The sequence below is a fragment of the Herbidospora sp. NBRC 101105 genome, assembly GCF_030269205.1.
GTDB classification, from domain to species: domain Bacteria; phylum Actinomycetota; class Actinomycetes; order Streptosporangiales; family Streptosporangiaceae; genus Herbidospora; species Herbidospora solisilvae.
The window spans coordinates 622,019-639,171 of record NZ_BSSX01000005.1 but is presented as its reverse complement, the minus strand read 5'-3'; the positions used below and the strand labels follow the sequence as shown (position 1 = coordinate 639,171).

Genomic DNA, 17,153 nt, shown 5'->3' with positions numbered 1-17,153 from the left:
CCGACAAGGATGCATGTCGCGTGGAATTCAGGGTGCTTGGGCCGCTTTCGGTGACTCGTGATGGTGTGACGACGCCCGTCACCGGTGCACCGAAATATCTGCTGCTGCTCGCCGCGCTGCTGTCGAAGGCGGGGCGGCCCGTCACGGTCGACTGGCTCATCGCGGCCGTCTGGGGCGATCGTCCGCCGGTCTCGGCCCGGCGCAACGTCCAGCTCTACGTCCATCGGCTGCGCCGCGCGTTCGGCGCCGACCTCGTGGCCGCGCGGCCCGGCGGCTACACGATCCTCCCGGCCGGCCTCGACGCGACCCGGTTCGAGGAGCTGGCCGGGCAGGGCGCGGAGGCGCTGCGGGCCGGTGAGCTGGAACGGGCCCGCGACCTGCTGAGGGCGGCGCTCGACCTGTGGCGGGGGCCCGCGTTCGGCGAGTTCCTCGACGCGCCGCCGGTCGCCGAGGAGGCCGGTCGGCTGGAGGAGGCCCGGCTGGCGGCGGCCGAGCGACTGGCCGAGGCCGAGCTCGGGCTGGGCCGCCACGCCGAGGTCGCCGCCGAGCTGGCCGTGCTGGCCAGGGAGCACCCCTTCCGGGAGAGCCTGCGCGGGCAGCTCATGCTGGCCCTTTACCGGTCGGGACGGCAGGCCGAGGCCCTGGAGGTGTTCCGGGAGACCCGCGAGCAGCTCGACGGCCAGCTCGGCGTCGAGCCGGGGCCGGCCTTGCAGCGGCTGCACGAGGCCGTGCTCCGGGGCGACGACGACCTGCTGCCGCAGGCCGGGGTGCGCCGCGTGGTGTCGGACGTGTGCCCGTACCGGGGACTGACGGCCTTCCAGCCCGAAGACCAGGAGTGGTTCTTCGGGCGGTCGGATCTGGTCGCCCGGTTGCGCGAGCTCGTGGAGACCCGGCCGGTCGTGGGCGTCTACGGCGCGTCGGGGAGCGGCAAGTCGTCGCTGCTGCGGGCCGGGCTGCTCGGGAGCTGGCCGGGGGAGGCGCTGATCTTGACGCCGGGGGCCTTCCCGATGGAGAGCCTGGAGAAGATCACCGACGAGCCGCTGGTCGTGGTCGACCAGTTCGAGGAGGTCTTCACCCTGTGCGCCGACGAGGAGGAGCGCCGCGGGTTCGTGGCGGCCCTGCTCGACCTCGACGTCCGCCTGGTGCTCGGCGTGCGGGCCGACTTCCTCGCCCACCTGACCCGGTTCCCCGGCCTGGCCGACACGATCGGCACGGCCCAGCTCCTCGTCGGCCCCCTGCCGCCCGCCGGGCTGCGCGAGATCGTCACCGGCCCGGCCGAGCTCGCCGGGCTGGCGGTCGACCCCGACCTCCCGGCCACCCTGGTCGCCGACGCGGCCGGGGAGCCCGGCAGCCTGCCGCTCGTCTCGCACGCCCTGATGGAGACCTGGCGCAACCGCGAGGGCGCCCGCCTCACGCTGGCCGGTTACCAGGCGGCGGGCGGGGTGCGCGGGGCCATCGCGCAGAGCGCCGAACGTGTCTTCGGCGAGCTCTCCCCCGCCGAGCAGGACGCCGCCCGGCGGATCTTCCTGCGGCTGACCGCCCTCGGCGACGGCACCGAGGACACCCGGCGGCCGATCGACCGCGCGGAGCTGACCGGGGTGGCCGGGCCCGAGGTGGTCGCCCGGGTGCTCGACCGGCTGGCCGCCGCCCGCCTGGTCGTGCTGGCCAAAGGGACCGTGGACGTCGCCCACGAGGCGCTGATCCGCGCCTGGCCCCGATTACACGGCTGGCTCACCGACGACCGCGAGAGCCTGTTCGTGCACCGCCGCCTCACCGACGCCGCCCAGACCTGGGCCGACCTCGGCCGCGACCCGGGGACGCTCTACCGAGGCGTACGCCTGCTCGCCGCCCGCTCCTGGGCGGGTGATCACCCGCAGGAGCTCAACGACGTCGAGACGGCGTTCCTGGCCGCCAGCCACGACCAGGAGCGACGCGGCACCAGGAGGCTGCACCGCCTGCTCGCCGCGCTGGCGGTGCTGTTCCTGCTCGCGGTGACCGGTGGCGTGGTGGCGCTCGAAGAGGCCGCCGAGGCCGGGTTGCAGCAGCTAACGGCGACCGCGCGCCAGGTCTCGCTACTGGCCAGGTCGCTGCTGGGCACCGATCCCGACCTCGCGGGGCTGCTGGCGGTGGCGGCGTACCGGCTGCATCCCGACGCCGAGACCAGGGGAGGCCTGGAGAGCGTGGCCGCGGCGGCGCAGCGGCGGATCGAGCTCAACGCCGAAGGTCCGGCGATCTTCGGGGTGGCCTTCAGCCCCGACGGCTCCCGGCTGGCGGCGGCGGGGGAGGACGGCTCGGTCACCCTCTGGGACCCGCGCACCACGAAGAGGATCGCCCGGTTCGCCGAGCCCGGCGGCGGCCACGGCCGGGCGGTCGCGTTCAGCCCCGACGGGCGGTTCCTCGCCTCCATCGTGCGCTCCCCCGCCCTCGCGGCCTCGCCGGGAGTGGTCGTGGTGCGCGACCTGACCACCGGCAGGGAGGTCCGCCGCCTCGAACGCGCCCATCTGACCGACGCGCTCGCCTTCGACGGCGACCGGCTCGCCTTCGCCGACGGCGCCGACGTGGAGCTGGCCGGGGACACGCCGCGTCTCCTCAAAGGCCACCACACCGAGATCGCCGCCCTGGCCTTCAGCCCCGACGGGAAGGTGCTGGTCAGCGGCGCCGACCGGCCGATCGTCTGGGACGTCGCGTCGGGGGAGCGGGTCGGCAGGCTCGACGTCGAGAACGTCCACCGCCTCGGCTTCGACGCCGAGACCGGCGTGCTCGCGACCGGCTCGTCGCACGAGGGGGTACGCCTCTGGCGGGTCACCCCCACCGAGATCACTCCCCTGGCGAGCCTGCCGAAACGGTCGCCCTACACCTGGGACATGTCGGCCCCGGCCAAGGGCCGGATCGCCGTCGCCGACGAAGACGGCCTGATCACCGTCTGGGACCTCACGCGCCACGAGGCCGTCACCGCCTACCAGGACCGCAGCCGCACCGAGGCCCTCTCCATGGCCATGAGCGCCGACGGCACCATGCTGGCCTCGGCGGGCCTGGGCCGCACGATCGTGGTCAGACGGCATCCGGTCCCCCCGTTCACCGGCCACAGCGCGGCGGTCAACGACATCGAGGCCGCCCCGGACGGCCGCCTGATCGCCTCCGCGAGCAGCGACACCACCGTCCGGTTGTGGGACGCCGACGGCGCCCCGGTCGCCACCCTGGCCGACCACCCCGACCACGTGAGGGCCGTCGCCTTCAGCCCCGACGGCCGGTCGCTGGCCTCGGTCACCCGCAGCCACACCCTGACCGTCTGGGACCTGAGGAGCCGGAAGAAGATCGCCACCACGACCTATCCGGGCCTCGGCGCGTCCACCGACGTCGCCTTCCAGCCCGGCGGCCGATACGTCGCCGCCACCGCCCTGGGCCGCTTCCGCTGGAAGACGGACGGTCTGGAGGAGGCGCCGCTCCCGGGCCAGCTCGCCTCGGCCCTGGCCTTCAGCCCGACGGCTCCCCTGCTGGCCAGCACGGGCCCGGCCGGTGACCTGCTCGTGTGGGACCTCACCGCAGGCAGGGAGGTCCGCAGCCTGCGCACCCGTCAGGGCTCGATCCTCGACGTGGCCTTCAGCCCCGACGGGACCACCATCGCCACGGCCGGCGCCGACCACACGATCCGCCTGTGGGACAGCACGACCGGCCGGGAGAAGGGCGCCGCGCTGACCGGCCACACCGCGCCCGTCCAGGTGCTGGCCTTCGGCCGCGACGGGAGGACGCTCGCCTCGGCGGGCGACGACCACACGGTGATCGTGTGGGACCTGGCGTCGGGCACGGTCACCACCCGCCTGACCGGGCACACCGCGCCCATCCGCGGCCTGGCCTTCACCGCCGCCGGGGAGCTCGTCTCCGGGGGAGAGGACGGGCGGATCGTGCGATGGTCGCTGCGCCCCGAGGCGCTGGTCACGACGGTGTGCCGGGAGATCGGCCGCGACCTCACGCGGGAGGAGTGGGCCCGGCACGTCCCGGCGCTGGACTACCGGCCCGCGTGCCGGTGAGGCTCAGGCCGTCTCTTCGGCCCAGGCCAGGACGACGAACGGTTCACGGCACGAGGGATGATGGAGGCGCCGGGTCGTCACGCGGTAGCGCGACTCCTCGACGTCGAGGATCCCGATCTCCTGCGTGATCGTCAGCAGCAGCCCGTGACACGGGCCACCGATGCAGATCGCGTTGGGCTGGGGCTTCATAGTCACATTGAGACTACGCTGTCCCCTGTGAACAACTCCGAGTGGGTGGTCCTCTGCCTCCTCGCGCACGAACCCGCCCACGGTTTCGCCCTCGCCCGCCTCACCGCGCCCGAGGGGCCCATCGGCCGGGTGCTGCCCATCCCGCGGCCCCTCGTCTACCGCGCCCTCGACGGGCTGGTGGCCCGCGGCCTCGCCGAGCAGACCGGCGTCGAACCCGGCCGGGGCCCGGCCCGCCGCCCGTTCCGGGTGACCCCCGCCGGGGCGGCCCGCGCCGCCGACTGGCTGGTCACGCCGGTGAGCCGGATCGGGGAGATCCGAACCGAATTCCTGGTGAAACTCGCTTTGCTCCAGTGGGCCGGAACCGACCCCCGGAACCTGCTCGACGCCCAGGCCGAAACATTGCGGCCCATCGTGGCACACCTTCTCGGCCTGCGGGAATCCGCCCAGGGCCTGGAACAGGCCGTCGCGGCGTGGCGATATGAGACGGCCGTGGCAGCCCTGAAACTTGCGGAGTCCACTAGCGAGTAGTCAGATGGTGACTACGTCTAGTAGGAAGGGAACCGACGCTGATGACGGTCACCCTGGAAAAGAGCGTTCAGGACTTCATCTCGACTCCACGCCAGTTGTTCATCGGCGGCCAGTGGGTCGACGCCGCCTCCGGACGCACCTTCGCGACACCCAACCCCGCCACCGGCGACACGCTCGCCACCATCGCCGAAGCCGACAGGGAAGACGTCGACCGGGCCGTGCGCGCCGCCCGCGCTGCCTTCGAGGAGGGCCCCTGGTCCCGGATGACCGCCTCCGAGCGAGGCCGGATCATCTGGCGCATCGGCGACCTGATCGAGCAGTACGGCGACGAGCTCGCCCAGCTCGAGTCGCTCGACAACGGCAAGCCCTACGCGGTCGCCCGCGCCGCCGACATCCCGCTCGCGGCCGAGCTGTTCCGCTACATGGCCGGGTGGGCCACCAAGATCGAGGGCAACACGATCAGTCTCTCCGTGCCCTACCTGCCCGGGTCGGAGTTCCACGCGTACACCCTCAGAGAGCCGATCGGCGTGGTGGCGCAGATCATCCCGTGGAACTTCCCGCTGCTCATGGCGGCCTGGAAGCTCGGGCCCGCGCTCACCACCGGCAACACGGTCATCCTCAAGCCCGCCGAGCAGACGCCGCTGTCCGCTCTCCGGCTGGCCGAGATCATGGCCGAGGCGGGCCTGCCCGACGGCGTGGTCAACGTCCTGCCCGGCTACGGCGAGACCGCCGGGGCCGCCCTGGCCGCCCACGACGGGGTCGACAAGGTCGCCTTCACCGGCTCGACCGAGGTCGGCAAGCTGATCGTGCAGGCCGCCGCGGGCAACCTGAAGAAGGTCAGCCTCGAACTCGGCGGCAAGAGCCCCAACGTCGTCTTCGACGACGTCGACCCGGCCCTGGCCATCCCCGGCGCGGCCAACGCGATCTTCTTCAACCACGGTCAGTGCTGCGTCGCCGGGTCGCGGCTGTTCGTCCACGAGAGCCGCTTCGACGAGGTGGTCGGCGGGGTCGCCGACATCGCCCGCGGCATCAAGCTCGGCTCGGGCCTCGACCCCGACACCCAGATGGGCCCGCTCGTCTCCGACGAGCAGTTCCGCCGGGTCACCGGCTACCTGGAGTCGGGCCGCGCCGACGGCGCCCGGACCGTCGCCGGCGGCGAGCGCCACGGCGACAGGGGCTACTTCGTGCAGCCGACGGTGATCACCGACACCACGCCCGACATGGCGATCGTGCGTGAGGAGATCTTCGGCCCGGTCGTGGTCGCCTCGCCGTTCTCCTCGCTCGACGAAATCGCCGCCCAGGCCAACGACACCGCCTACGGTCTCGGCGCCGGCATCTGGACCCGCGACGTGAACAAGGCCCACGCGCTGGCCAAGCGCCTGCGCGCCGGCACGGTCTGGATCAACTGCTACAACGTCTTCGACGCCGCGCTGCCGTTCGGCGGCTACAAGCAGAGCGGCTGGGGACGCGAGATGGGCCACGAGGTCCTGGAGGCCTACACCGAGGTCAAGGCGGTCTGCACCCAGCTCCACCCGTGACTGCTTCTTCGTCACGGCTCCGCCACGGGTGACGATCGGCCGCAGTGCCCCGCGCACTGCGGCCGATCGTTTGAATATGTGATCACATGTGTAAACCGAGCGTCACGTGGCTATCTACTCTCCGTAATCATCGCAGGTCATTTGTGCTGCGGAGAGGTGTTGAATGGTCATGTCCGTATGGCTCGAGGCGGTGTTGATCGCGGTGGCCACACTCGCCGGGTCATGGTTGGCTCGGCGGAGTTCCACCAAGGTGAGCGTGGGCCTGGCGATCGCGTCGGCGCTGATGCTCGTCACGGCGCTGGGCGAGATCCTGCCCGACGCGGTCGACGACGCGATCGAGCAGAACGTGCCCCTGTGGACGCTCGGCGTGTCGATCGTCATCGGTTTCTCGGTGATCACCTATTTCACTCGTGAGGGTTGCGCCCACGAACACACGAAGGAGGCCGCCCGGCACGCCGCCGGGGTGCACCGCAGAGTGAAGGCCGTCGCCACGGCGGCCCTGTTCGGCGGCACCGGCACGGCCATCGCGCTGGCCATCCACCGGGCGATCGAGGGCGCCAGCCTCACGTTGTCGGGCGCCTCGCTGGTGGTGCTGCTGGCGTTGCTCATCCACTCGCTCAGTGAGGGCCTGGCGCTGACCGCGATGCTCGACCTGGCCGGCCGGAAGATCGCCTTCTGGATGCTGCTGGCCTGCCTGAGCCCGGTCGCCGGCATCCTCGTCGCCGAGATGAGCCCGATCCCGCCGCAGGCCACGCCGATCCTGCTCGGCACGATCGCCGGGGTGCTGCTGCGCACCGCCATCGTCGGCTTCCGCCTGGCGGGCGGCGAGACCGGGCGCATGCCCCGGCGGGCGGCGGTGGCCGCCGGGGGTGTCGCCGCGGCCCTGGCCGCCACCCTGGCCGTCGCCCAGTGGATGCCCGTCTCCGCGGGAGGGACCACCACGCCGGTGGCCGCCCTGATCCGGCGGCCGGTGGCGATCCCGCTGCCGCTCCCCGAGCCCACCCCGGCGTTCACCCCCAAAGACCGCTCCCAGCTGCGCTGGGCGCTGACCACCGGACGGCTCAGCCTGGCCGAGATCCTCGCCCGCACCGACCGGCTGACCAGGCACACCTCGGTCTGGTGGTTGCTGCGGGGCCGGTTGACCGGGCGCGATCTGACCGCCCACGGCATCCCCGAGTCGTCCACCGTGGGCGACCTGACCCTGCCCCAACGTGACTATCTGGTAGACGCGGTAGCGAGAAAGGGATAACCCGACATGGTGCTGACGCCGGAGGACGTACGGACCAAGGTGTTCACGACCGGACGACTACGCGAGGGATACGACCTGGCCGAGGTCGACGTGTTCCTCAACGAGGTGGAGAACAGCCTGCGCTGGCTGCACCAGGAGAACGAGCGGCTGTCCGCGATGGTGACGGTCGATCCCACCAAGGTGATGGCGGCGGCGGAGAGCCGGGAGCGGCGGGCCGAGGAGCTGCTGCGGGCCGCGGCGGAACTGCTGGGAGAGGTCGGGAACGGCCTGGAACATCAGGCCTCCCGCGTGCACGAGCTGATCAGGGAGGTGGCGACTTTTACAGCGTGATGACGCTCTTCCCCCTCGCTCGGCCGGCCATCACGTGAGCGATGGCCTCCTTCGTCTCGCTCAGCGGGAAGGTCCGGTCGAGCGCGGGGACCAGCGTGCCGTTCGCGAGACGTTCGGCCAGCTCCTCGAACTCCGCCGTGGTCGGGAAGACGAACAGCATCGTGATCTCGTGCCGGACGAACGGGTTGAGCAGCACCGCGCGCAGGGTGCGGCCGATGCCGATCAGCTTCCCCTTCGGCTTCCCGCCGAGAAGGACCAGCCTCCCGTCCGGCGTGAGCCGGCGGCGCAGCACGTTGATGTCCCGGCCGCCGTAGACGTCGTAGACCACGTCATAGAGGCCGGTGCCGAGGTCGTCTTCGGTGTAGTCGACGACGTGGGCGGCGCCGAGACGGCGTACCAGATCGGCCTTGCCGCCGCTGCACACGGCGGTGACCTCGCCCTCGTGGAGCTGGACCAGGAACGTTCCCACGCCGCCGGCGGCGCCGACGACCAGGGCCTTCTTGCCGGGGCCCACGGCCTTGACGGCCCGCAGCGCGGTGGCCGCCGAAGTGGGCACGGCCGCGGCCTGTTCCCAGCTCACGTTGGCCGGCTTGCGGGCCAGCAGGCCCTCCTTGGCGACGACGAACTCGGCGTAGCTGCCCTCGGCGGCGCCGAAGACCTCGTCGCCGACCTTCAGGCGGGTGACCTTCGCGCCGATCTTCTCGACGATCCCGGCGACGTCGCCCCCGGCGACGGGCTGGTTGGGCCGGAGGACCCCGAAGCCCATGAACCTGACCAGATAGGGGACGCCGGCCATCCGGTAGTGGGCGCCGGGGTCGACCCCGGCGGCCTTGACCCGGATGAGCACCTCGTCGTCCTTGACGGCGGGGACGGGTAACTCGGCCAGTTCAAGGTGGCCGTAGCTTCTGTGCACCATGGCTTTCACGGGTACTGGAACACCTCTTCCAAGGAGACGTTGAAAACACGGGCGATCTGGAAGGCCACCTCGAGCGACGGGGAGTAGCGACCCTGCTCGATGGCGATGACGGTCTGCCGGGTGACGCCGAGCCGGTCGGCGAGCTCGGCCTGGGTCATCTCTCCGTTCGCGAACCGCAGGGCGCGGATCGAGTTGGTGACCTTCGTCGGTTTCACCACTGCTGGAACCCGCCTCGCCGATAGGCGATGACCTTGGCCAGCGATCCGACGATCATCGTGAGGGCGAACCCGAGGTAGATCGAGTTCGCGATCCAGAAGTAGGGCGCTTCGAAGAGCGCGAGCACGAACGCGCCGAGCGCGCCGATGACGGTGAACGCCTGTCCGATCCGGTCGCCGGTCTGGTCGATCTCACGGTCGCGCACGTCGGTCCTGGTGCTGCGGTCGCCGATCATCCCGGTCACGATGCCGACCACGATCGATCCGGCGATCGAGAGGCCGAGCGTCCACAGCAGGACGGGTACGTAATCGATCTCGGTCACCGATCCGCCGACCAGGCGGCCGACGATCACGACGAGGTAGCCGCCATAGGTCACCAGGGAGACGACCATGTAAGTCCAGGCCCGTTTCTCCAGCATTGTCATGGTTCGAAGGTAAAGCAACTTGTACATCGTGTCTAGTTTTCTTTACATCCCCTTCGAGAGGAAGCGCATTGGCCCAGCTCCCCGACCTGCTCCACCGCACCCTCTTCCGGACGATCTCCCTGCTCACCCCCTACGGGCAGTCGCTCGTCCTCCGGCGCTACTTCGACTGGTGGCACCGCAGCCCCGACCCCTGGCTCCTCGCGTCGAGCCCCTATGAGCAGCGCAAGTACGAGGAGACCCTGAAGGCGCTGCCCGACCGGACCTACCGCACGATCGTCGACGTCGGGTGCAGCGAGGGCGTCTTCACCGGCATGCTGGCCGCCGCCCGCCCCGACGCCGAGATCACCGGCGTCGACATCTCCGAGACCGCCCTGACCCGGGCTCGTCGCAACGCGCCGTCGGTGCGCTTCGTCCAGAGCGACCTGTTCTCCCTGACCGGGCACTACGACCTCGTCGTCTGCTCGGAGACCCTCTACTACCTCGGAGGCCGGCTGGAGGAGGCGTCAGACCGGCTCTGCGGGCTGCTCGGGCCGGAGGCCACGCTGGTCAGCGTGCACCCGTGGCCGGAGGCCCGCCGCCTGAACCGCTTCTTCGAGGCCCGCCTCGACCCGGGCGGCGAACGGATCGTCGAGGACACCGACCGCCCGTTCGCGATCTCGCTCTATTTCGGCACCGGCAGACGCGGGTGAGCCACTCACCTCGATCCGCCCTCCATGGGGCGGATCGAGGTGATGATCCTGATCAGGTCGTCGCGGAAGGCGCCGAGATCCCGGACCTTGATGATCGACTCGGCCGCGTCGGCGGCGATGAGGGCGTCGTACACCTCCGAACCCGACGCGGTTCTGGTCACCACCATCCGGCGGCGGTCGGCCGGGTCGCGCTCCCTGGTGACGTGTCCGGCGCGTTCGAGGCGTTCGAGCACCGGGCCGATGGTCTGCTCCTCGACGTAGGTGCGCGCGGCGAGTTCCCGCTGGGCCAGCGGCCCCTCGGCGAGGCTGTGCAGCACCAGGAACCCGGCGTGGGTCAGACCGTGGCCGGCCAGGACGTGGTTCCACTCGCGTTCGACCAGCCGGGCGGCGACCAGCAGCAGGCGTCCGGTGGGCCAGGTGGGCAGGTCGTCCATAGGAACGATTCTCCGGTGCAACCGCAGCGGTCGGTCCCGCGAAGGTGATGCTAAGGTCCCTTAGCTTTGAAGAGGAGAGCACACCATGAAACGGGCATGGCTGACGTTGGCCATCTGGCTGGTACTGCTGGCCGGAGCCGGAATGCTGAGCGGGAAGCTGGAGGAGGTCAGGAACAACGACCCCTCGGCCTACCTGCCGGCCAGCGCCGAGTCGACCCAGGTCGAGCAGGCCAGACGCGCCTTCGCCCAAGGTGGCCAGATCCCCGCGATCATCGTATGGGAGGACACGACGGTCGAGGAGGTGCGCGACCGCTTCCCCCGGGCGGAGGCGTCGGGGAACGTCGTGCGGGCGGTGGTGCCGCTGGAGGGAGGTGACCTCGACTCGCTGACCGCCGAGGTCGACAGGCTCAGGGAAGCCGCCGGACCGAACGCCTACGTGACCGGGCCGGCCGGGCAGAGCGCCGACGCCATCGAGGTGTTCGGCTCCATCGACCTGACGCTGCTCATCGCGACCTCGATCGTGGTCATCGTCGTGCTGCTGCTCACCTACCGGGGACCGCTGCTCTGGCTCATCCCGTTCTTCTCCGCCGGGGCCGCCCTGGTCAGCGCGCAGGCGGGCGCCTACCTGCTGGCGCGCTACGCCGACTTCACCGTCAGCGGGCAGAGCGGCGGCATCCTGCTCGTGCTGGTCTTCGGCATCGCCACCGACTACGCCCTGCTGCTCGTCGCCCGCTACCGCGAGGAGCTCACCCGGCACGAGAACCGGGTCACGGCCATGACCGTGGCGTGGAAGCGGGCCGCGCCCGCCATCGTGGCCAGCGCGGCCACCGTCGTCGCGGCGCTGCTCTGCCTGCTCGCCGCCGACCAGAGCGCCACCCGCGGCCTCGGGCCGGTCTGCGCGGCCGGTGTGGTCTGCGCGCTGGTCGCCATGTTGACGCTGCTGCCCGCCCTGCTGGTGCTGGTCCCGCGCGGGGTCTTCTGGCCCCGGATCCCCCGGTACGGCACCGCCGAGACCTCGGCCGGAGTCTGGACCCGCATCGGCTCGGCGGTCCAGCGCCGTCCCCGCCGGACCTGGATCGTCACCACGGTCGTGCTGGCCGGCATGGCGGCCACGCTGAGCGTCATCACCATCGGCCCCCTGGCCGACGCCGACACCTACCGGGGCCGCCCCGACTCCGTCATCGGCGCCGAACTGCTCGCGAAGAACTTCCCCGCCACCCAGGACGGCTCGCTGGTCGTCATCGCCCCCGCCGCCCAGGCGGCGCAGGTCAGGACCGCCCTGGACGCCGACCCCGGCGTCTCATCGGTCGGCGAGCCGGTTGTGGCCGGCCCGAACGCCCTCATCAACGGCTCGGTCAAGGACCCGGCGACCGTCGAACGGCTCCGGGAGATCCCCGGCGCGCAGGTGGGCGGCACCGTCGCCGAGGCCCTCGACGCCGAACTCGCCTCCGAGCACGACGCCCGCCTGATCATCCCGCTCATCCTGGCCGTGATCGTGGTCATCCTCGGCATCCTGCTCCGGGCCGTGGTCGCGCCGCTGCTGGTCATCGCCACGGTCGTGCTCTCGTTCGCGGCCACGCTGGGGGTGTCGGGCCTGATCTTCACGCACGTCTTCGGGTTCGCCGCGACGGAGACAGGCGTGCCCCTCCTGGCGTTCGTGTTCCTCGTGGCCGTGGGGGTCGACTACAACATCTTCCTGATCACCCGCGTGCGCGAGGAGACGGCCGAACACGGCACCAGGAAGGCCGCGCTGATCGCGCTGTCGGCCACGGGCGGGGTCATCACCTCGGCCGGGGTGGTGCTCGCCGCGACCTTCGCCGTCCTCGGCGTGCTGCCTCTGGTGGTGCTGGCCGAAATCGGATTCATCGTCGCCTTCGGCGTTCTGCTCGACACGTTCGTGGTCAGATCGGTGCTCCTGACGGCGCTCACGATCGACGCCGGGGACCGGATCTGGTGGCCTTCGCGCCTCGGGTCAAAGATCGTCGACGATCGCAATCCTTTGCCCTCGAATTCTTCTGCTCCAGCCAGGTAAAAAATCCGGCCGCCGCGAGGGCGCCGACGACGTACCAAAGAAGATCGGGAAAATTGAAGGTGGTTCCGAAAACCACTGCGGACACGGGGAATCGGGCCGCGAGTTCCGCGAGGAGGGGGGTGAGCTGCGTGAACTCGACGGCCCAGCAGAAGATCACCGAGGCGGCGGCGGCGAGAAAAGGTCGTGTCCGGGGGAACCATGCAAGGGCAAAAGTGGTTATAAAGGATGAGTACAACGAAGTGCCGCAGTATTTGGCGAAAGCTCCTTCGAAGACCGCCCGAACGGTGAGACCGGTAGCGACGATCACGAGGGACGCGGCCACCGCCGCGAGTCGCCTGGCTTTGATCGACAAGAGAGTTGAACCTTTACGACCTGAAGGTCATCCGACAGCACGATTGAAGCGATAAGTCCGTGGGCCGCATGTCAGCCCGGAGAAGCATCCCGAACCCGCAAAAAGACGAGGAATCTGTCGGACGCGGTTGAGATGATGAAGGGGTGCACGTCCGAGTCGGTCCGACCTACAGCTAAAGGATCGTGATGAGGATGAAGCAGATCCGCATCCGGCCCAAGGCGCCGAAGGCGCCCAAGCCGATCCTCGACCTGCGCACTCCGTCAGGTCGTCTCCTGCCCTACTGAGCCACCTCTGAGCCACATCGAACGACAACCGCACCACCTGGGGAGAAGGTGCCCACCATGTGTCAGCACCAGCCGCACTGCCCGTCCGCTTACGCCTCCGACCGCTCGTCCGCCCACGTCGTGGCGGCCCACCCCGAACAGGGCTGGAGCCTGCTGTGCAACGGCGTCGTGCTCTTCGAGGACACCGGTCTGCTGATGCCCGACTGCACGGTCGCGATCCCGCACCGCGCACCCGAGCACCTGGTCATGGCCTAGCGCACCCGCGCGACCACTCCGAGCACGCTGTGTTTGGCGAAGTCGACCGGAACGTCCCACGGAACGTCGGGGCGCCAGGCCTCGCTGGGCACGATTCCGGGGTCGATGATCTCCATACCCTCGAAGTAACTCGCGATCTGGGCGCGGGTGCGCCCGGTCACGCCGCCGGGAGCGGTCTTCGCATAGACCGCCTGCACGGATTCCAGTTTGTCGCCGCTCATCTCGCCGGGGAAACCGTGGGCCAGCACCACGTAACTGCCGGGCGCGAGCTTCGACCGGATCTCCGTCATGATCGCCGTGGCCTCGGCGTCGTCGTGCACGAAGTGCAGGATCGACAGCAGCAGGACGGCCACCGGCCGACTGAAGTCGATGAGCTCCGTCACCTCGGGATCGGCCAGCAGGGCTCCCGGTTTCCGCAGGTCACCGTTGACGACCCGGGTGTTCGTGTTCTCCTCGAGCAGGGCCCGGCCGTGCACCAGCACGATGGGGTCGTTGTCGACGTAGACGACCCGCGCGTCGGGATTGACGCGCTGCGCCACCTGGTGGGTGTTGTCCTGGGTGGGCAGGCCGCTGCCGATGTCGACGAACTGGTCGACGCCCTCGCCGGCGAGAAGTGAGACCGCCCGAGTGAGGAAGGCCCGGTTCTCCCGGCACATCTCCCGGGCGTCGGGCACGAACTCCAGCAACTTGTCGGCCGCCGCGCGGTCGGATGCGAAGTTGTCCTTGCCGCCGAGCCAGTAGTCGTAGATCCGGGCCACACTCGGAACCGACGGGTCGATTCCGGTAGGAGCCTGCTCCTCGGACGTCACGTCCTTCTCCTTCGCGGCGGGAGCCTCGGTTGTAACGGATGTTATGGGACGAGGCTCACCCGCGAGGATCATGACTCGATATTTCCGGATTTGTGGCTTAGATCACAGATCGCGTTCCACGCGCATCGCCGCTTCCTCGGCCGAGTAACGCCCGCCGTCCTCTCCGGCGTCGTCGCCGACGAGTTCGTCGTCCACGTCCTCACGTGCGCCTTCGTCCGGGTCGACGAGCCGGCCGGCCCCCTCGCGCTCCTCGCGGGCGTGGTGGAGATGGGCCTCGGGCTCCTCGGCGGCCAGCCGCCGGTCGAGGGAGTCGTCGTCGGGATCGTCGTCGAGACCGATCGGGTGGTCGGTGTCCTCGACGAGGTCTTCCGCGTCGAGATCCACATCCTGAATGTCCTGGTCATCGGGCTCTGTCATGGTGTTCGCCCCCTTTCAGTCAGGGGTTGCCCTGGACGATCGCCGCGAAACGGCATGTTTAACGCGGCTCGCCCGGGCAGTAGATGCGGTGCCACAACCGCAACCCCCACAAAGGAGAGCGAAGGCATATGCAGCCGAACGACAACCTCTGGACCTACCGTCAGGGCGTACAGGATCCCACCACGACCCTGGACGTGACCGGATTCACGGTCGAGGCGACAGACGGAAAGATCGGCTCAGTGGACGAGTCGAACTACGAGGTGGGCGACAGCTACCTCGTCGTCGACACCGGTCCCTGGATCTTCGGCAAGAAGGTCGTCCTGCCTGCCGGCACGGTCACCGAGATCGACCCGCAGGAGCAGAAGGTCTTCGTCGCGCGTACGAAGGAAGAGATCAAGAACGCTCCCGAGTACGACGAGACGACCTTCAAGGACCCGGTCTACCGAGACCAGCTGGGCGGTTACTACAACCGCTTCTGACGGGTAGTCCACAACCAACCGCGGGCCGTCCCCCTTCCGGGGGGCGGCCCGTTGTTTTAGCATCGACGTATGAATAATCGTTCAAATGTTGCAGTGGCCATCGCCCCCGACGCTTGCGTCGACGCCGAGAGGGTGGCTCACGTCCGTTCCGTGATGCCCGACGACGAGCTGGTCGGCGACCTCTCCGAGGTGTTCGGGCTGCTCGCCGACCCCGGGCGGCTGCGCTTGCTGGCCGCCCTTCTTGAGGGCGGCGAGATGTGCGTGTGCGACCTGGCCGCGGCCACCGGGCAGAGCATGTCGGCGGCCTCCCACGCGCTGCGGCTGCTGCGCAGCCACCGTGTGGTGAAGGTGCGGCGGGCCGGCCGGATGGCCTACTACCAGCTGGCCGACTCCCACGTGCGGCTGCTGTTCGACCTGGCCATCACGCACATGCGACACGACGGGAAGACCAGTGAGTGACCACGGGCACGGGCACGGGCATGGTCACGCCGTCTCGCAGGACGCCGACCGGCGTTACCTGAGCGCGGCGCTGGCGCTCATCGTCGCCTTCATGGCCGTCGAGGTGGTCATCGGCTTCGTCGCCGGATCGCTGGCCCTGATCACCGACGCCGGTCACATGCTGACCGACGCCTTCGCCATCTTCTTCGCCCTCGTCGCCATGCGGATCGCGGCCCGGCCGCCGCGCGGCGGCTTCACCTACGGCCTGAAACGCGCCGAGATCATCTCGGCCCAGCTCAACGGCATCACCCTGCTGCTGCTCGCCGCCTTCTTCGTGTACGAGGGCGTGCGGCGGCTCATCTTCCCTCCCGAGGTCGAAGGGCTCTTCGTCGTCTTCACCGGCCTCGCGGGCATCGTGATCAACCTGATCGCGACCTGGCTGCTGCGCCGGGCCGACCGGTCGCGGCTCAACGTCGAAGGCGCCTACCAGCACATCCTCAACGACCTGTTCGCGTTCATCGCGACCACGATCGCCGGTCTCGTCGTCTACTACACCGGCTGGACCCGCGCCGACGCCGTGGCCGCCCTGGTCGTCGCCCTGCTGATGGTCAAGGCGGGATGGGGGCTGGTCCGCGACGCCGGCCGCGTCTTCATGGAGGCCGCCCCCGTGGGCCTCAACCCCGCCGAGACCGGGCGCCGCCTGGCCGGCATCCCCGACGTCGTCGAGGTGCACGACCTGCACATCTGGGAGGTCACCTCCGGGTACGCCGCCCTCTCGGCGCACATCCTCGTCACCCCCGGCGCCGACTGCCACGCCGCCCGGCTGGCGGCCGAGAAGCTGGTCCACGACGCGTACGGGATCGAGCACACCACCCTCCAGGTCGACCACGCCCACCCCGACGTCCTGGCCATCGGCGACGGCCACTGCGCCGACCCCCACGGCCCCGTCCACCGGAGCGAAGAGTGAGCCTCCCCGCGTTGGTGGTCTACGGCCTGGGTCTGGCCCTGGCCTTCGGTCATCGCAGCTGGGCCCAGTGGCGGGCCACCGGGAGCACCGGCTTCGTCGGCATCCGAGAGCCGGTCCTCAGCCTCGGCTGGTGGGGCGGGATGCTCTTCGTCCTGAGCATCGCGCTCACGGTGGCCGCGCCGGTCCTGGAACTGGCCGGGATCACCCCGGCGACGGTCGAGCCTATGGCCGTGGGGCTCGTGTTCGCGGTCGCCGGGCTGATCCTGACCCTGGCCGCGCAGAACGCCATGGGCGCCTCATGGCGCGTCGGCGTCGACGCGGACGAACGCACCGACCTGGTCACCACCGGGGTCTTCGGGCTGGTGCGAAACCCGATCTTCACCGCGATGGTCGTCGCCCTGGCCGGGCTCCCCCTGCTGGTGCCGACCTGGGTGTCGCTCGCCGCTCTGCTGTCGCTGGTCGCGGCGGTCGAGATCCAGGTCCGGGTGGTCGAGGAGCCCTATCTCGTCCGGGTGCACGGGGCGGCGTTCACCACCTACATGGCCCGGACGGGCCGGTTCGTCCCGAAGTTCTAACCGG

Annotated in this window: 20 protein-coding genes; 12 read left to right on the top strand and 8 right to left on the bottom strand. The window is 70.3% G+C overall.

Going from position 1 to position 17,153, the window contains the following annotated elements; genetic code table 11:
• The first annotated feature begins 65 nt into the window (after window positions 1–65).
• Window positions 66–4,028, top strand: a complete 3,963-nt coding sequence (locus QSK34_RS23650; RefSeq protein WP_285586658.1) for an nSTAND1 domain-containing NTPase — start codon at window positions 66–68, stop codon at window positions 4,026–4,028.
• A gap of 3 nt (window positions 4,029–4,031) precedes the next feature.
• On the opposite strand, the gene QSK34_RS23645 is transcribed toward QSK34_RS23650, so the two are convergent.
• Window positions 4,032–4,217, bottom strand: a complete 186-nt coding sequence (locus QSK34_RS23645) for a hypothetical protein (protein WP_030455117.1) — start codon at window positions 4,215–4,217, stop codon at window positions 4,032–4,034.
• Window positions 4,218–4,244: 27 nt separating this feature from the next.
• On the opposite strand from QSK34_RS23645, the gene QSK34_RS23640 reads away from it, so the two are divergent.
• From QSK34_RS23640 to QSK34_RS23625, 4 genes are all read left to right on the top strand, one after another.
• Window positions 4,245–4,745, top strand: a complete 501-nt coding sequence (locus QSK34_RS23640; protein WP_285586656.1) for a PadR family transcriptional regulator — start codon at window positions 4,245–4,247, stop codon at window positions 4,743–4,745.
• A gap of 41 nt (window positions 4,746–4,786) precedes the next feature.
• A complete protein-coding gene (locus QSK34_RS23635; RefSeq protein ID WP_285586654.1) occupies window positions 4,787–6,283 on the top strand; it encodes an aldehyde dehydrogenase family protein in 1,497 nt (498 codons plus the stop codon).
• A 169-nt stretch (window positions 6,284–6,452) separates the two neighbouring features.
• Window positions 6,453–7,532, top strand: a complete 1,080-nt coding sequence (locus QSK34_RS23630; RefSeq protein WP_285586651.1) for a ZIP family metal transporter — start codon at window positions 6,453–6,455, stop codon at window positions 7,530–7,532.
• Window positions 7,533–7,538: 6 nt separating this feature from the next.
• Window positions 7,539–7,862 (top strand): DivIVA domain-containing protein, encoded by a 324-nt coding sequence (locus tag QSK34_RS23625; RefSeq protein ID WP_285586649.1) that lies wholly within the window; start codon window positions 7,539–7,541, stop codon window positions 7,860–7,862.
• Here QSK34_RS23625 and QSK34_RS23620 read toward each other — a convergent pair.
• Genes QSK34_RS23620 through QSK34_RS23610 form a run of 3 tightly spaced genes read right to left on the bottom strand, consistent with a single transcriptional unit; the run spans window position 7,852 to window position 9,418 of the window.
• Entirely contained in the window at window positions 7,852–8,778 is a 927-nt protein-coding gene (locus QSK34_RS23620; protein WP_285586647.1) for an NAD(P)-dependent alcohol dehydrogenase, read from the bottom strand. The genes QSK34_RS23625 and QSK34_RS23620 overlap by 11 nt on opposite strands.
• 5 nt (window positions 8,779–8,783) lie before the next feature.
• Window positions 8,784–8,996: a helix-turn-helix transcriptional regulator gene (locus QSK34_RS23615; RefSeq protein ID WP_161479396.1), complete on the bottom strand. Its 213-nt coding sequence runs from the start codon at window positions 8,994–8,996 to the stop codon at window positions 8,784–8,786.
• Window positions 8,990–9,418 (bottom strand): hypothetical protein, encoded by a 429-nt coding sequence (locus tag QSK34_RS23610; RefSeq protein WP_285586645.1) that lies wholly within the window; start codon window positions 9,416–9,418, stop codon window positions 8,990–8,992. The genes QSK34_RS23615 and QSK34_RS23610 overlap by 7 nt, the downstream gene beginning before the upstream one ends.
• Window positions 9,419–9,486: 68 nt before the next feature.
• Between QSK34_RS23610 and QSK34_RS23605 the strand changes: the two genes are divergently transcribed.
• Window positions 9,487–10,107 carry a class I SAM-dependent methyltransferase gene (locus QSK34_RS23605; RefSeq protein WP_285586643.1) on the top strand — a complete coding sequence of 207 codons (621 nt, stop codon included), beginning with the start codon at window positions 9,487–9,489 and terminating at the stop codon, window positions 10,105–10,107.
• Window positions 10,108–10,112: 5 nt separating this feature from the next.
• Here QSK34_RS23605 and QSK34_RS23600 read toward each other — a convergent pair whose 3' ends face one another.
• Entirely contained in the window at window positions 10,113–10,541 is a 429-nt protein-coding gene (locus tag QSK34_RS23600; RefSeq protein WP_161479399.1) for a MarR family winged helix-turn-helix transcriptional regulator, read from the bottom strand.
• Window positions 10,542–10,626: 85 nt separating this feature from the next.
• Here QSK34_RS23600 and QSK34_RS23595 point away from each other — a divergent pair, with 85 nt between their 5' ends.
• Window positions 10,627–12,573 carry an MMPL family transporter gene (locus QSK34_RS23595; protein ID WP_285586641.1) on the top strand — a complete coding sequence of 649 codons (1,947 nt, stop codon included), beginning with the start codon at window positions 10,627–10,629 and terminating at the stop codon, window positions 12,571–12,573.
• Here QSK34_RS23595 and QSK34_RS37825 read toward each other — a convergent pair.
• Window positions 12,467–12,880 (bottom strand): ribosomal maturation YjgA family protein, encoded by a 414-nt coding sequence (locus tag QSK34_RS37825; RefSeq protein WP_353051417.1) that lies wholly within the window; start codon window positions 12,878–12,880, stop codon window positions 12,467–12,469. The two genes, QSK34_RS23595 and QSK34_RS37825, sit on opposite strands and share 107 nt — an antisense overlap.
• Before the next feature lie 386 nt (window positions 12,881–13,266).
• On the opposite strand from QSK34_RS37825, the gene QSK34_RS23590 reads away from it, so the two are divergent.
• On the top strand, window positions 13,267–13,464 hold the full coding sequence (locus QSK34_RS23590; RefSeq protein ID WP_030455128.1) for a DUF5999 family protein: 198 nt from the start codon (window positions 13,267–13,269) through the stop codon (window positions 13,462–13,464).
• Here the strand turns inward: QSK34_RS23590 and QSK34_RS23585 are convergent.
• Window positions 13,461–14,273, bottom strand: a complete 813-nt coding sequence (locus QSK34_RS23585; protein ID WP_285586638.1) for an SAM-dependent methyltransferase — start codon at window positions 14,271–14,273, stop codon at window positions 13,461–13,463. The genes QSK34_RS23590 and QSK34_RS23585 overlap by 4 nt on opposite strands.
• Window positions 14,274–14,375: 102 nt before the next feature.
• On the bottom strand, window positions 14,376–14,690 hold the full coding sequence (locus QSK34_RS23580; RefSeq protein WP_285586635.1) for a DUF5709 domain-containing protein: 315 nt from the start codon (window positions 14,688–14,690) through the stop codon (window positions 14,376–14,378).
• A 128-nt stretch (window positions 14,691–14,818) separates the two neighbouring features.
• Between QSK34_RS23580 and QSK34_RS23575 the strand changes: the two genes are divergently transcribed.
• The 4 genes from QSK34_RS23575 (at window position 14,819) to QSK34_RS23560 (ending at window position 17,149) form a co-directional block, all read left to right on the top strand.
• A complete protein-coding gene (locus QSK34_RS23575) occupies window positions 14,819–15,169 on the top strand; it encodes a PRC-barrel domain containing protein (RefSeq protein WP_161479404.1) in 351 nt (116 codons plus the stop codon).
• Window positions 15,170–15,322: 153 nt separating this feature from the next.
• Complete coding sequence (locus QSK34_RS23570) at window positions 15,323–15,628, top strand: ArsR/SmtB family transcription factor (RefSeq protein WP_235966499.1); 306 nt, start codon at window positions 15,323–15,325, stop codon at window positions 15,626–15,628.
• Window positions 15,621–16,574 carry a cation diffusion facilitator family transporter gene (locus QSK34_RS23565; RefSeq protein WP_161479406.1) on the top strand — a complete coding sequence of 318 codons (954 nt, stop codon included), beginning with the start codon at window positions 15,621–15,623 and terminating at the stop codon, window positions 16,572–16,574. Before QSK34_RS23570 ends, QSK34_RS23565 begins: the two co-directional genes overlap by 8 nt.
• Entirely contained in the window at window positions 16,571–17,149 is a 579-nt protein-coding gene (locus tag QSK34_RS23560) for a methyltransferase family protein (protein ID WP_285586629.1), read from the top strand. The genes QSK34_RS23565 and QSK34_RS23560 overlap by 4 nt, the downstream gene beginning before the upstream one ends.
• The last annotated feature ends 4 nt before the right edge of the window (window positions 17,150–17,153 follow it).